Consider the following 15,105-nt stretch of genomic DNA (forward strand, 5'->3'; position numbering starts at 1 on the left):
GGGCAATCCGCCCGAACTTTGCATGACAAAATCATGCGAGGCCCCAAGCCCGCACTAAATGCAGGTAACATGCGTCGCTTTGCAGCCACCCGGCCTGACCATGTCCGCGACCTCCCGCTTCCCTTTTCTGCCTTATCTGTTCGCCTGCCTGCTCGGGCTGTTTGCCCTCGGCGGCTTCTGGTATGGCCTCGGCCAACCGGTGATCCTGCCGGACGTCGCGACCCCGACCCACAAGTTGCAATGTGCCTCCTACACCCCGTTCGACAAGGACCAGTCGCCGTTCGACGTGCCGTTCAAACTGCGCCCCGAGCGCATGGACGCCGACCTCGCACTGCTGGCAACGCGCTTCGAATGCATCCGCACCTACTCGATGACCGGCCTCGAAGCGTTGCCGGATCTGGCGCGCAAGCACGGCTTGAAGTTGATGATCGGCGCCTGGGTCAACAGCAACCCGGTGGACACGGAAAAGGAAGTCGATCTGCTGATCGCCTCGGCCAACGCCAACCCGGACGTGGTCAGCGCGGTGATCGTCGGCAACGAAGCACTGCTGCGCAAGGAAGTAACCGGCGCGCAACTGGCCCGGCTCATCAATAAGGTCAAGGCGCACGTCAAGCAACCGGTGACGTACGCCGACGTCTGGGAGTTCTGGCTCAAGCACCCGGAAGTCGCGCCGGCGGTGGATTTCCTGACCATCCACCTGTTGCCGTACTGGGAAGATGACCCGTCGAACATCGACGCCGCGCTGCAGCACGTAGCGGATGTGCGCCGGGAGTTCGGGATCAGGTTCGCGCCCAAGGACGTGCTGATTGGCGAAACCGGCTGGCCGAGTGAGGGACGCCAGCGCGAGACCGCCCTGCCGAGCCGGGTCAACGAGGCCAAGTTCATTCGTGGTTTTGTCACCCTGGCCGAGCAACAGGGCTGGCATTACAACCTGATCGAAGCCTTCGACCAGCCGTGGAAACGTGCCAGCGAAGGCGCGGTCGGTGGTTATTGGGGGCTGTTCGATGCCGATCGCCAGGACAAGGGCGTACTCGCCGGCCCCGTGTCGAACGTGCCGTACTGGTCGCAATGGCTGGCGGTCGGCGGCCTGATTTTTCTGGGGACGCTGCTGCTCGGCGGACGGGTTCGCAGCACGCGCTCTGCGCTGGTGCTGCCGTTGCTCGGCGCCCTCGCCGCCTGCTCGATCGGTGCCTGGGGTGATCTGGCCCGGCTGACGACGCGATTCGCCAGCGAATGGCTGTGGGTCGGATTGCTGACGATTCTGAATCTGCTGGTGCTGGCCCATGCCGCGCTGACCTTGGGCGTCCGTGATGGCTGGCGCGCGCGGGTTTTCGACGTCTTCGAGCGGCATGCCGGGTGGCTGGTGGCGGTTTCAGGGTTCGCAGCGGCGGTGATGATGCTGGAACTGGTGTTCGATCCGCGCTATCGCAGCTTTCCGAGTGTCGCGCTGATTCTGCCGGCACTGGTTTACCTGTGCCGACCGGTGTCGGTGGCACGTCGTGAAATTGCCCTGCTGACGTTCATCATCGGTGCCGGGATTGCGCCGCAGTTGTTCCGTGAAGGCTTGCAGAATCAGCAGGCCTGGGGGTGGGCGCTGGTCAGCGTGCTGATGGTGGCTGCGTTGTGGCGCTGTCTGCGGGTTCGCAAGGGCTGACTTTCAGCTCAGCCTCTGGCCCTTTCGTGGGCAAGCCCACTCCCACACTGGATCTGTGTTGTTCACGATTCCCTGTGGTGCTTGCTCGCGAAGCCTGACTGTCAGGCGCTGCGCGAAGCCCTGACCAGCCGCAACCCGGCAATCACCACGGCAAACACCGCCAGCGTCGTGTTGTACAACGCCAGTGCCGGCAATCCGCACAGCAGCGCCAGAACCGCCAGCCACCACCCTGCCCGTCCCGGCAGCACGAAACCGACCAGCGCAGTTCCAAGCGCCGCCCATCCCAGCACCTTGAAATGAATCATCAGCCCGAGAGTGGAACGCACCTGGCATTCCCAGCGGCTCGCCTCATCGACGCAGATGCCGACCCACTGTCCGTCCTCCATGAAGCCATAACGCGCGCCATAACTGGCGGCCAGCCATAACGGCAACAGCACGAGCAACAGAATCACGGGCAAACGGCGGGACATGGAACACTCCAATCGATGAAATCGCCGGCCAGCTTAATCTGCCGCCATCCATACGCAAGCAATAACAACTGTTAACTGTTCATCCAGACCGTGCAAAGTGTATCGTCCAGCTACTATTACCCCCGAAATACGTCCGTTTGGCGCCGTACATGGCACTTTGGCGCAAACCTTGTGGTCATAGCCTGCGAACTTCATTCGGCACCTTCCTTTAAGGGATCCAGTCATGCTCCGTTCCTTGCGCTTCGCCGCCCTGTTTGGCGGCCTTATTCTGAGTGCGTCCGCACTGGCGGTGGATATCGACGCCGCCAGTTATGGCTATCCCCTGACCAACCCGTTCGAAGCGACCATCGCCACCACGCCGCCGGACCTGCGCCCGGAACTGCCGCTTGACGACGACATCAACCAGACCGACCGCAGCATCACTCTGCGCCCGGAGCGTGAGTTCATCCTGCCGGACAACTTCTGGGCAGTGAAAAAGCTGACCTATCGCATCGCCACCCAGGACAAGGCCGCGCCCCTGATCTTCCTGATCGCCGGCACCGGTGCGCGCTACGACAGCACGCTCAACGAGTACCTGAAAAAGCTCTATTACAAGGCTGGCTACCACGTCGTGCAGCTGTCATCGCCGACCAGTTTCGACTTCATGAGCGCCGCCTCGCGCTTCGCCACGCCGGGCGTGACCAAGGAAGACGCCGAAGACATGTACCGGGTGATGCAGGCCGTGCGGGCGCAGAACCCCAAAGTGCCGGTCACCGACTATTACCTCAGCGGCTACAGCCTCGGCGCCCTGGATGCGGCATTCGTCGCGCATCTGGACGAAACCCGACGCAGTTTCAACTTCAAGAAAGTCCTGCTGCTCAATCCGCCGGTCAACCTGTACACCTCGGTCACCAACCTCGACAAACTGGTGCAGACCGAGGTCAAGGGCATCAACAACAGCACCACGTTCTATGAACTGGTGCTGGGCAAACTGACCCGCTACTTCCAGCAGAAGGGCTACATCGACCTCAACGATGCGCTGCTCTATGACTTCCAGCAGTCCAAGCAGCACCTGAGCAACGAGCAGATGGCGATGCTGATCGGCACCTCGTTCCGCTTCTCGGCGGCGGACATCGCCTTCACCTCGGACCTGATCAACCGTCGCGGCCTGATCACCCCGCCGAAATTCCCGATCACCGAAGGCACCAGCCTGACGCCGTTCCTCAAGCGCGCGCTGCAATGCGACTTCGACTGCTACCTGACCGAACAAGTGATTCCGATGTGGCGCGCCCGCACCGACGGCGGCAGCCTGCTGCAACTGATCGATCAGGTCAGCCTGTATGCGCTCAAGGATTATCTGCACGACAGCCCGAAAATCGCCGTGATGCACAACGCCGACGACGTGATCCTCGGCCCGGGCGACCTCGGTTTCCTGCGCAGGACATTCGGTGATCGTCTGACGGTTTATCCGCTGGGTGGCCATTGCGGCAACCTTAACTACCGCGTCAACAGCGACGCCATGCTGGAGTTCTTCCGTGGCTAAATATCTCCTGCTGATCGCAGCGTTACTCAGTGCAGGCGTGGCCCAGGCTGACAACAGCAAAGCCAATGCACCGGTGGTGGTCGACAGCGATGGCTTCAAGGAGCCGCTGTCCAAACTCAAGTTCAACCCGGGGCTGGATCAGCGCGAATTCGAGCGCTCCACCCTCAGCGCGCTGAACGTGTATGACCCGCTGGAGTCGTGGAACCGCCGCGTCTATCACTTCAACTACCGTTTCGACCAATGGGTGTTTCTGCCGGTGGTCGACGGTTACCGCTACGTGACCCCAGGCTTCGTGCGCACCGGCGTGAGCAACTTCTTCAACAACCTGGGCGACGTGCCGAACCTGGTCAACAGCCTGTTGCAGTTCAAGGGCAAGCGCTCGATGGAAACCACTGCGCGCCTGTTGCTCAACACCACCATCGGCATCGCCGGCCTGTGGGACCCGGCCACCGCCATGGGCCTGCCGCGCCAGAGTGAAGACTTCGGCCAGACCCTGGGCTTCTACGGCGTTCCGGGCGGTGCCTACTTCGTGCTGCCGATCCTCGGCCCGTCGAACCTGCGCGACACCGCCGGCCTGGCCGTCGACTACACCGCCGAGTCGGCGATCAACTATTTGAACGTCTCCGAAGTCAGTTCCAACCACCCGGAAATCTGGGCACTGCGCGCCGTCGACAAGCGCTACCAGACCAGTTTCCGCTACGGCCAGCTGAACTCGCCGTTCGAGTACGAGAAGGTGCGTTACGTGTACACCGAGTCGCGTAAGTTGCAGATTGCCGAGTAAAAACGGCAGGTAAAAAAAGGGCCATTCGATGTGAATCGAATGGCCCTTTTTTCTGCACCTATTGTGGGAGCGCTCAGCCTTTCATTGATTTGCAGATTTTGCTGAACACAGAAACCACCGCCAGCACCACCGCACCCGCGACAATCCCCGCCACACCATTGAGCAACAGCGGCACCACAAACCCGGCACCGCCCGCCGCTGCGCTGACGCCTTCGATCCAGTGATGCACCACCGGCACGCCATGGGTCAGGATGCCGCCGCCGACCAGGAACATCGCTGCCGTGCCGATCACCGACAGACCCTTCATCATGTAAGGCGCGGCACGCAGGATGCCGTTGCCGATGCTTTTAGCCATTTGCCCGGGCTTCCGGGTCAGCCACAGGCCGAGGTCGTCGAGTTTGACGATGCCGGCCACCAGGCCATAGACGCCCACGGTCATGACGATGGCGATGCCGGACATCACGATCACCTGCTGGGTCAGCGAGGCATCAGCCACGGTGCCGAGGGTGATGGCGATGATTTCTGCCGAAAGAATGAAGTCAGTGCGGATCGCGCCTTTGATCTTGTCCTTTTCATAGGCCACCAGATCGGTCGCAGGATCAGCCACCGCCTCAACCAGTTGCGCGTGCTCGGCTTCGTCTTCCGCCTTGCTGTGCAGAAACGTGTGCGCGAGCTTCTCGAAGCCTTCGAAGCACAGGTACGCGCCACCGACCATCAGCAACGGCGTCACCAGCCACGGCACGAACGCACTGATGGCCAGCGCCGACGGCACCAGGATCAGCTTGTTGACGAACGAGCCCTTGGCCACCGCCCACACCACCGGGATTTCCCGCTCGGCACGCACGCCAGAAACCTGCTGGGCGTTGAGCGCCAAGTCATCGCCGAGCACCCCGGCGGTCTTCTTCGCGGCCATTTTGGTCATCAACGCAACGTCGTCCAGAACAGTGGCGATGTCGTCGATCAGCACCAGCAAACTGCTTCCTGCCATGGGTCAGGCTTCCCTACGTGAAAAAAGTGCGCGCAGCATACCGTGCCGCGACACAGCGGGCGAAAGATTCACGGCACCTGCCAGCCACCGCCCAGGCTCTGGAACAGCGCGACACTGCCCTGACTGAGCAAACCCTGGGTATCACGCAGGTTTTGCTCGGCCTGCAACAGCACCAATTGCTGGGTCAGCACCGCTTGCTGGCTGACCGTCCCCGCCCGCTGCTGCGCCTGCTGACTGCCGAACAGTTGCTGATTACGCTGAAACATCTGATCAAAGGCTTGCGCCTGCGTGTTCAGGTGATTGATCGCCGACAGGTTGTCCTCGACGTTCTGCAACGCGCCGAGCACCGTGCCCCGATACGTGGCCACGTCCTGATCGTAAGCGGCTTCGGCTTCCTGCTTTGCCGCCTCGCGGGCGCCGCCATCGAAAATGGTTTCGGCCAGCGCCGGCCCGAGGGTCCAGATGCGGTTGGGCACGGCGAGCAGGCCACCCAGCGCCGAGCCCCGGAAGCCACCTTCGGCAGTCAGGCTCAAGGTCGGAAAAAATGCCGCTTCGGCGACCCCGATCCGCGCGTTGGCCGCCGCAGCCAGGCGTTCGGCCGACACCACATCAGGCCGGCGCAGCAGCAAGTTCGACGGCAACACCGACGGCGGCATGGGCGTCGTGAAGCGATAGTCAGCGGCTCTGGGCAGGTCGAACTGCGCCGGGGCCACTCCCACCAACACCGCCAGCGCATGTTCGGCCTGTTCCCGCGAACGCTGCGCCGTTTGCAGCGCTGCGATCACCGTACTGAGCTGATCCTGCGCCACCAGCAGTTGATCGTTGGTCGCCGTGCCCTGAACGGTCTGTGCCTGAATCATCGTCAGCAGTTGCTGATTGATGGCTTGCTGTTGCTGCAACAGGTCGATGTCGATATCCAGTTGCCGCAGCCCCAGATAGTCAGTTGCCACACTGGCGCCGATGGACAGCCGCACGCCGGCCAGCAACGCATCGGACGATTGCAGAGAAGCCTGGCTCGATTCGATGCCGCGCCGCACTTGCCCCCACAGATCCGGCTCCCAACTGGCACTGAGGGTGGCACTGACCGTTTGCTCGACGGTGCTGCCGCTGCTGCCGGTCAAACCGCTGGTGGTGCTGCCACTGGCCCCGCCGCCGACACCACGAGCGCCGGACAGCCCCACGCCTACGGTTGGCCACAACCCGGCACGGCTCGACGCCACTTGTGCCTGCGCCAGCCGATACGCCGCCTCGGCGCCGATGATCGACGAGTTGGCCTTGGCCGACCGGTCGATCAGATCGTTGAGTATCGGGTCCTGATAGACCCGCCACCACTGACTGTCCAGAGCGCCTTGCGGATTGGCCTGCGCGCGCTGCCACGGCGTGCCTTCCTTGAACGAAGTCGGCAGTTCGACGACCGGTTTGTGGTAGTCCGGGCCGACCATGCAACCGCTCAACAACAGACTCAGCACCAGGCTTGCGCCCATTGGGAACAGGCGACGTTTCATTTATTGCTCCTTACGCTTCAGGCGCTGCGACGCCCAATCCAGCCAAAGGTAGATCACTGGCGTGGTGTATAGCGTCAGTAACTGACTGAACAGCAAGCCGCCAATGATCGAAATCCCCAATGGCCGGCGCAGCTCCGAGCCATAACCGCTGCCTAGCACCAGCGGCAGTGCGCCGAGAATCGCCGCCAGCGTGGTCATCATGATCGGCCGGAAGCGGATCAGGCAGGCGCGGCGGATCGCGTCCTTGGCGCTCAAGCCGAATTCGCGGCGCTCGGTGATGGCGAAGTCGATCATCATGATTGCGTTCTTCTTCACGATCCCGATCAGCAGAATCACCCCCACCAGCGCGATGATCGACAGCTCGGTGCCGGTCAGCAGCAAGGCAATCAGCGCGCCGACGCCGGCCGACGGCAAGGTCGACAGGATCGTCAGTGGATGCACCAGGCTTTCATAGAGCATGCCCAGCACCACGTACACCGACAGCAGCGCGGCGACGATCAGCAACGGCTCGCTGGCCACCGAAGACTGGAACACCTGCGCCGTCCCGGCAAACTGGCCGACCACACTGGCCGGCATGCGCAATTGTTTGACGGCGTTGTCCACCAGCGCCGTTGCCTGGCCGATGGAGACGCCCGGCGCGAGGTTGAACGAAGCGGTCACCGCCGGAAATGTCCCCTGATGACTGATCGAGATAGCCGTGCGCCCCACCGAATAGTCGGCCAGCGTCGACAGCGGCACCAACGCCTGCGAGGCCGTGGCGCTGAGGTTCGGCGCCGCCGCAGCGCCCTTGCTGGTGACGGCGGCGGTGCCCACCGGCACGTAGAGGTTTTTCAGGCTCGCCGGGGAGTCCCAGTACGGCGGCGCGACCTCCATCACCACGTGATACTGATTGGCCGCGCGGTAGATGGTCGAAACCTGGCGTTGCCCGAACGCGTCGTACAACGTCTGGTCGATGGCCGACATGCTGACCCCGAGCCGGGCGGCGGCATCGCGGTTGACAGTGACACTGGCCATCAGGCTGTTGTCCTGCTGATCGGTGTTCACATCGGCCAGTTGCGGCAAGCCGTGCAGCACCGCGACGACTTTCGGCACCCATTCGTCGAGGGTGCTCTGGTCGTCGGCAGTCATCGTGTATTGGTACTGCGCCCCGCTCTGCCGACCGCCGACCGTGATGTCCTGCGCCGATTGCAGATACAGACGGGTGCCAGGCATGTCGCCGAGGGTGTGGCGAATCTGGCCGATGACCTGATCGGCGCTGTCCTTGCGATCCGCCAGAGGCTTGAGGGTGATGAACAACTGCGCACTGTTGACCGCCCCGCCGATCCCGCCACCGCCACCGACAAACCCGCCTACCGTCGCCACGTTCGGATTGCTCAAGACCTTTTTATTGATCGCGCTGAAGTTCGACTGGATCGCGCCAAAGGAAATGCTCTGCGCCGCGATGATGCTGCCAGACATGCGACCGGTGTCTTCCTGCGGAAAGAAACCCTTGGGCACCAGCACGTACAACACGCACGCCAACACGATCACCAGCAGCGTCAGCAGCCCCATCAGGAACGAATGCTCGACGACCCAACCGAGGGTGCGATCGTAAAAGCGGTGAAAGTACGAGTCCGGGTGATCGTCACCCTTGCCGCTCTGTTGCTGAGTACGCAGCAGCACACTGGCGAGCATCGGCGTCACCGTCAGCGACACCAGCATCGAAATCACGATGGCCACCGACAGCGAAATCGAAAACTCGCGAAACAGCCGCCCGACCACCCCGCCCATCAGCAGCAACGGAATGAACACCGCCACCAGCGACACGCTGATGGTCATCACCGTAAAGCCCACCTCCCGCACCCCAGCCAGCGCGGCTTGCACGCGGCTCTCGCCTTTTTCCAGGTGCCGCATGATGTTCTCGACCACCACGATCGCATCGTCGACCACAAACCCGGTGGAAATGGTCAGCGCCATCAGTGACAGGTTGTTGAGGCTGTAGCCGAGAAAATACATCGCCCCGAAGGTGCCGAGCAGCGAAAGCGGTACGACGATGGCCGGGATCAGCGTGCTGCGCCAGTCGCGGAAGAAGCCGAAGGTCACCAGCGTCACCAGCGCGATCGAAATCAGCAGGGTCACTTCCACGTCGTGCAATGACGCGCGAATGGTGGTGGTGCGGTCCATCAGGATGTTGATCTTGATCGCCGAGGGGATCGAACTCTGCAGAAACGGCAGGTCGGCCTTCACCGCATCCACGGTGTCGATGACGTTGGCGCCGGGCTGCTTGAACACCACCAGCAGCACCGCCGGTTTGCCGTTGGACAGGCCGAAGTTGCGCAGATCCTCGACGTCCTCGGTGACGTCGCCCAGATCGGAAATGCGCACCAGATCACCGTTGCGTTGCTTGACCACCAACGGCCCGTAATCGGTGCCCTGATACAGCATGTCGTTGGCCTTCAGACCGTAGGACTGATCACCAACTGACACGGTGCCCTTGGGCAAATTCACGTTGGACGCCTGAATCACTTGGCGAACCTGTTCCAGGCTGACGCCGTAGCGATTGAGCCGATCCGGATTGAGCTCAATCCGCACCGCCGGCAAGGCCGCGCCCCCCACCGTCACATCGCCCACACCGGTGGTCTGCAACAAGCGCTGTTCGAGCAGAGTAGAAGCCACGTCGTACATCTGGCCACGGGTCGCGGTGTCGGAAGTCAGGCTGAGGATCAGGATCGGCGAGTCGGCCGGATTGACCTTGCGGTAGGTCGGGTTGCCGGACAGATCGCTCGGCAGATTGCTGCGGGCTGCATTGATCGCCGCTTGCACGTCGCGCGCCGCGCCATCGATGTCGCGGTTGAGGTCGAACTGCAAGGTAATGCGGGTCGCCCCCAACGAACTGGACGAAGTCATTTCGGTGACCCCGGCGATCTGCCCGAACTGACGTTCCAGAGGCGTCGCCACTGACGACGCCACCGTGCTGGGGTCAGCGCCGGGTAACGACGCGCGCACGCTGATGGTCGGGAAATCCACTTCCGGCAACGGCGCCACCGGCAACAGGTTGAACGCCAGCACACCGAACAGCGCCAGCCCGACCGCCAGCAACGTGGTGGCGATGGGGCGCTGGATAAACGGCGCGCTAAGGTTCATCGCGCAAGGCCTTGGTCGCCGCTGGCCGGCGCCAGGTGAAGCGCTGCTCCAGGCCATGCATGGCGAGGAAAATCACCGGGGTCGAGAACAGCGTCAGCAACTGGCTGAGCAACAGTCCGCCGATGATCGCAATTCCCAGCGGATGACGCAGCTCCGAGCCGATCCCGGTGCCCAATGCCAGCGGGACCGCACCGAACAAGGAGGCCATGCTGGTCATCAGAATCGGCCGGAATCGCAGCTCGGCGGCCTGACGAATCGCAGCTACCGGATCGAGCCCGCCCTTGCGTTCCAGCTCCAGGGCGAAGTCGACCATCATGATGCCGTTCTTCATCACGATACCGATCAGCAGAACGATGCCGATCAAACCGATGATGTCGAACTGCGTACCGGTGATCAGCAATGCCAGCAAGGCACCGAGCGCGGCGGATAGCAGAGTCGAGAGAATCGTCACCGGATGCACGAAGCTCTCGTAGAGAATCCCCAGCATCAGGTACACCACGATGATCGCCGCCAGCACCAGAAACACCTGATTGGACAACGACGCCTCGAACGTCGCCGCCGCTCCTTCCAGGTTGGCTTGCACCGACAGCGGCAGGCCGGCCCGGGTTTCGATGTCCTTGAGCCGCGTCACCGCCGCGCCGAGGGTCTGGCCGGGGGCGAGGTTGAACGAGGCATCGGCGTAGGGAAATTGCCCCAGACGGTTGATGGTTACCGGCGCACGAATCACCTGCAGTGTCGCCATGCTCGACAACGGCGCGACCCCGCCGCCGGGAATGGCGACGTAGAGTCCGGTCAACAGGTCGGCCAGATTGTGCGGCGGATGGTCGGTGGCGATCACCACGTGATACTGGTTCAGTTGGGTGTAAATGGTCGACACCTGGCGCTGGCCGAAGGCGTCGTACAGCACGTCGTCGATGGCTTGCGGGGTGATGCCCAGACGCGAAGCCGTAGCGCGGTCAAAGTTGAGCTGGATCTGATTGCCGAACTGCATCGCCTGGCTTTGCACGTCGGTGAACATCGGGTCCTGCCTGATCGCCGCGAGCAGTTTGTTGGTCCAGGTTTCCAGTTCGCCCGGGTCGGTAGCTTGCAGTCCGAGGCGGTAACTGGTGGTCGATACCGTGGCGTCCAGCGTCAGATCCTGCACGCTGTGCAGGTACAGGCGAATCCCGGCGTCGTCGGCATTGGCATCGGAGAGCCGGCGGATCACCGCTGCGCTGCTGTCGCGCTCGCCATGGGGCTTGAGGTTGATCAGCAGATTGCCCTGATTGATCGTCGGATTGGTCTGATCGATGCCGACGAACGACGAAAGACTCGCCACCGCCGGGTCCTTGAGAATCCGGGCGGCCAGCCGCTGCTGTTCGACCTGCATCTGCTGGAAGGAAATGCCCGGCGAGGCTTGGGAAATGCCTTGGATCAGTCCGGTGTCCTGCTCAGGGAAAAAGCCTTTGGGCATGACCACGATGATCAACAGCGTCAGCAGCCCGGTGAGCACCACCGAGATCAGCGTCAGCCCGCGATGCAGCAGCACCCAATCCAGGCCTTTGACGTAATAGCCGTTGACCCGGTCGAAGAAATCGACCCGGCGCTCCTCGTGCTTGGGCTTGAGCATCCGCGAACACATCATCGGCGTCAGGGTCAGGGTGATCAGCGCCGAGATGACGATGGTCACCGCCACGGTCATGGCGAATTCGCGAAACAGCCGGCCGACCACATCGCCCATGAACAACAGCGGAATCATCACTGCGATCAGCGCCACCGACAGCGAAATGATGGTGAAGCCGATCTGCTCCGCCCCTTTGAGCGCGGCCTGCATAGGCGAGTCGCCGGCCTCGATGTAGCGGGTGATGTTTTCGATCATGACGATGGCGTCATCGACCACAAAACCGATGGCGATGGTCAGCGCCATCAGCGTCAGGTTGTTCAGCGAAAACCCCACCGCGTACGCCACCGCCAGGGTGCCGACCAGCGTCAGCGGCACGGTCACCGCCGGGATGATCGTCGCCGCCACGTTACGCAGGAACAGGAAAATCACGATCACTACCAGCAACACCGCTACCGCCAGCTCGTACTGCACGTCGGTGACCGAGGCGCGGATGGTTTGCGTGCGGTCGGTGAGCACGTTGACCTTCAGCGTCGCCGGCAAACTGGCGCGCAGCTTGGGCAGCAGTTGTTGCACGCGGTCGACCACATCGATGACGTTGGCACCGGGCTGACGCTGGATATTCAGGACAATCGATGGCGTGCTGTCGGTCCATGCCGCTTGCCGAGGATTTTCCGGACCCTGGGTCGACGAAGCGATCTGCGACAGGCGAATCGGTGCGCCATTCTTGTAGGCGATCACCAGGTCGCGGTACTCCTCGGCCGACTGCAACTGGTCGTTGGTGCCGATCGAGTACGCCTGATATTTGCCGTCGATATTACCCTTGGCCTGATTGACGTTGGCCGTGCCCAGGGAGGTGCGCAGGTCATCCAGGGACAGTCCCAGACTGTTCAGCGCCGACGTGTTGGCCTCGACCCGCACCGCCGGACGCTGACCGCCACTGAGGGTGACCAGGCCGACGCCGGTGATCTGCGAAATCTTTTGCGCCAGCCGCGTGTCAGCCAGATCCTCGACCTTGGTCAGTGGCAGCACGTCGGAGGTCAGCGACAGCGTCAGAACGGGCGCATCGGCCGGGTTGACCTTGCTGTACACCGGCGGGTACGGCAGGTTCGCCGGCAGGAAGGTGCCGGCAGCGTTGATTGCTGCCTGCACTTCCTGTTCGGCGACATCCAGCGACAGCGACAGATCGAATTGCAGGGTCACCACCGAAGCGCCGTCGGAGCTGGTGGAGTTCATCGACTTGAGCCCCGGCATCTCGCCGAGCTGGCGTTCCAGCGGCGCGGTGATCGACGAACTGATGACCTCGGGACTGGCGCCGGGGTACTGGGTGAACACCTGAATGGTCGGGTAATCCACCTCCGGCAATGCCGACACCGACAACAAGTGATAACCGAGCAGACCGAGCAACAGTACGGCGACCATCAACAGCGTGGTGGCCACCGGGCGTTCGATGAAGGGGCGCGAGACGTTCATGGGCTACGCCTCCTACGGCGCGACGACTTTCACCGCCGAGCCATCGTCGAGTTTGTCGGCACCTTCGGTGACGACCTGCTCGCCCGCCTTCACCCCGTTGTCGAGCACCGCCGAAACGTCGCCCATGGCCGGCCCGGTCTTGATGTTGCGCAGGCTGACCTTGTTGCCGGGGTCGACCACCACAAACACGAAATCGCCTTTGCTGCCATGCTGGATCGTCCGGGTTGGCACCACGGGGTTCTGACTCAGGGTGTCGGCCTTGAGCCGGGCGTTGACGAACTGATTGGGAAACAGCGCCTTGCCCGAGTCATCGAACTGCGCCTTGACCTTGATCGTGCCGGTGCTGGTATCGACCTGGTTATCCAGCGCCAGCAGAGTGCCGGTGGCCAGCAGGTTGTGTTTGTTGCGGTCGTAGGCCAGCACCGTGACTACGCCTTTGGACATCGCCTGATTGATCGAACCCAGATCGTCCTCGGGCACGGCGAACACCACGGTGGCCGGGGTCATCTGGGTGATCACGGCAATCCCGGTAGTGCTGGTGGTGGTCACGTAGTTGCCGGGATCGACCTGGCGCAAACCGACCACGCCATCCACCGGTGAAGTGATGGTGCAGTAGCTCAACTGGACTTCGAGGTTCTGCACGCTGCCCTGATCCGAAGCGACCGTACCTTGCAGTTGTTGCACCAGGGAGGCCTGGGTATCGAGAGTCTGCTGAGTGGTGGAGCCGACCTTGATCAGCTCGCGATAACGCGCCAGATCCCGCACGGCGTTGGCGAGCAACGCCTGATCGTGCATCAGCGTGCCCTTGGCCACCGCCAGTTGCGCCTTCAGCGCGCGGTCGTCGATGCGGGCGATGACCTGGCCCTTGCCGACGTGCTGGCCTTCTGTGAAATCGACCGAGCTGAGAATGCCGTTGACCTGCGTCACCACCGTCACGCTACGGGTCGGGGTCACCGTACCCAGTGCGTCAATGTAAACCGGCACGTCTTGAAGCTTGACGGCGACCGTCGCGACCGGCTCAGCGGCGGGCGGAGGCTTGACGCGATGCTGACCGGCGCTCAGATAGATCCACAAGCCAAGCCCCAGCAACAGCACAATGCCGATGATCAGCAGGACTTTGCCGCGCCTGCGTGTCGCCATGACCGCCCGCCTCTTGCCACCGAGTCTGCCTTGACTCTAGCAGCGTCCCGAAAGCCGTCGCGAGGGATGGAGAAGTTGTTCAGGCTGGCGACAGACTGACGCGACGAGCGCCACTGACGGGCATTGTTGAGCGCCGCGCGAGGCCGGTGCTACCATGCGCAACCGCCAGAACAGGCAAGGAACCACCGGGTTTATGAGCACAATCCGCGAGCGCAACAAAGAACTGATCCTGCGTGCCGCCAGCGAGGAGTTTGCCGACAAGGGCTTCGCGGCGACCAAAACCAGCGACATCGCGGCCAAGGCGGGGCTGCCCAAGCCCAACGTCTACTACTACTTCAAGTCCAAGGAAAACCTCTACCGCGAGGTACTGGAAAGCATCATCGTGCCGATCCTGCAGGCCTCGACCCCGTTCAACCCGGACGGCGTGCCGAGCGAAGTGCTCAGCGGCTATATCCGCTCGAAGATCCGCATCTCCCGCGACCTGCCGTTTGCCTCGAAGGTGTTCGCCAGCGAAATCATGCACGGCGCCCCGCACCTGAGCGCCGACCTGGTCGAACAACTGAACAGCCAGGCCAAGCACAACATCGACTGCATCCAGAGCTGGATCGACCGCGGCCAGATCGCCCCGATCGACCCCAACCACCTGATGTTCAGCATCTGGGCCGCGACCCAGACCTACGCCGACTTCGACTGGCAGATCTCCGCCGTGACCGGCAAGGAAAAGCTCGACGAGGCGGATTACGAAGCGGCGGCACAGACGATTATCCGGCTGGTCCTCAAAGGCTGCGAGCCGGACTGACGGCACGAAACACAGGCAAAAAAAATCGCAGGCCTGGCCGAGGCGTCCTG

10 protein-coding genes are annotated in these 15,105 nt (G+C 62.6%); 4 read left to right on the top strand and 6 right to left on the bottom strand.

Annotated features, from left to right (window positions below; all coding sequences use genetic code 11):
- Positions 1–58 precede the first annotated feature (58 nt).
- Positions 59–1,654, top strand: a complete 1,596-nt coding sequence (locus KVQ74_RS16015) for a glycoside hydrolase family 17 protein (RefSeq protein ID WP_217832148.1) — start codon at positions 59–61, stop codon at positions 1,652–1,654.
- A 101-nt stretch (positions 1,655–1,755) separates the two neighbouring features.
- Here KVQ74_RS16015 and KVQ74_RS16020 read toward each other — a convergent pair whose 3' ends face one another.
- Positions 1,756–2,124, bottom strand: coding sequence for a hypothetical protein (locus KVQ74_RS16020; protein ID WP_217832150.1), 369 nt, complete (start codon positions 2,122–2,124; stop codon positions 1,756–1,758).
- A 223-nt stretch (positions 2,125–2,347) separates the two neighbouring features.
- Between KVQ74_RS16020 and KVQ74_RS16025 the strand changes: the two genes are divergently transcribed.
- Together KVQ74_RS16025 and KVQ74_RS16030 are read left to right on the top strand one after the other, a co-directional pair.
- The gene (locus tag KVQ74_RS16025) at positions 2,348–3,646 is read left to right on the top strand and encodes a serine/threonine protein kinase (protein WP_217832152.1); all 1,299 of its coding nucleotides are present in this window, start codon (positions 2,348–2,350) and stop codon (positions 3,644–3,646) included.
- The gene (locus tag KVQ74_RS16030) at positions 3,639–4,427 is read left to right on the top strand and encodes an MlaA family lipoprotein (RefSeq protein WP_217832153.1); all 789 of its coding nucleotides are present in this window, start codon (positions 3,639–3,641) and stop codon (positions 4,425–4,427) included. Before KVQ74_RS16025 ends, KVQ74_RS16030 begins: the two co-directional genes overlap by 8 nt.
- Positions 4,428–4,500: 73 nt before the next feature.
- On the opposite strand, the gene KVQ74_RS16035 is transcribed toward KVQ74_RS16030, so the two are convergent.
- The 5 genes from KVQ74_RS16035 to KVQ74_RS16055 all read right to left on the bottom strand — a co-directional run bounded on the left by KVQ74_RS16035 (position 4,501) and on the right by KVQ74_RS16055 (position 14,256).
- Complete coding sequence (locus KVQ74_RS16035; RefSeq protein ID WP_217832154.1) at positions 4,501–5,415, bottom strand: DUF808 domain-containing protein; 915 nt, start codon at positions 5,413–5,415, stop codon at positions 4,501–4,503.
- A 68-nt stretch (positions 5,416–5,483) separates the two neighbouring features.
- The gene (locus KVQ74_RS16040) at positions 5,484–6,920 is read right to left on the bottom strand and encodes an efflux transporter outer membrane subunit (RefSeq protein ID WP_217832155.1); all 1,437 of its coding nucleotides are present in this window, start codon (positions 6,918–6,920) and stop codon (positions 5,484–5,486) included.
- Positions 6,921–10,043: an efflux RND transporter permease subunit gene (locus KVQ74_RS16045; protein ID WP_217832156.1), complete on the bottom strand. Its 3,123-nt coding sequence runs from the start codon at positions 10,041–10,043 to the stop codon at positions 6,921–6,923. It abuts the gene before it with no gap.
- Positions 10,033–13,116, bottom strand: a complete 3,084-nt coding sequence (locus KVQ74_RS16050; RefSeq protein ID WP_217832157.1) for an efflux RND transporter permease subunit — start codon at positions 13,114–13,116, stop codon at positions 10,033–10,035. The genes KVQ74_RS16045 and KVQ74_RS16050 overlap by 11 nt, the downstream gene beginning before the upstream one ends.
- 12 nt (positions 13,117–13,128) lie before the next feature.
- The gene (locus KVQ74_RS16055) at positions 13,129–14,256 is read right to left on the bottom strand and encodes an efflux RND transporter periplasmic adaptor subunit (protein WP_217832158.1); all 1,128 of its coding nucleotides are present in this window, start codon (positions 14,254–14,256) and stop codon (positions 13,129–13,131) included.
- 193 nt (positions 14,257–14,449) lie between these two features.
- Between KVQ74_RS16055 and KVQ74_RS16060 the strand changes: the two genes are divergently transcribed.
- Entirely contained in the window at positions 14,450–15,055 is a 606-nt protein-coding gene (locus KVQ74_RS16060; RefSeq protein WP_096822132.1) for a TetR/AcrR family transcriptional regulator, read from the top strand.
- Positions 15,056–15,105 lie beyond the last annotated feature (50 nt).

Origin of the sequence: Pseudomonas botevensis, from assembly GCF_019145475.1 — a bacterium.
Lineage (GTDB): Bacteria > Pseudomonadota > Gammaproteobacteria > Pseudomonadales > Pseudomonadaceae > Aquipseudomonas > Aquipseudomonas botevensis.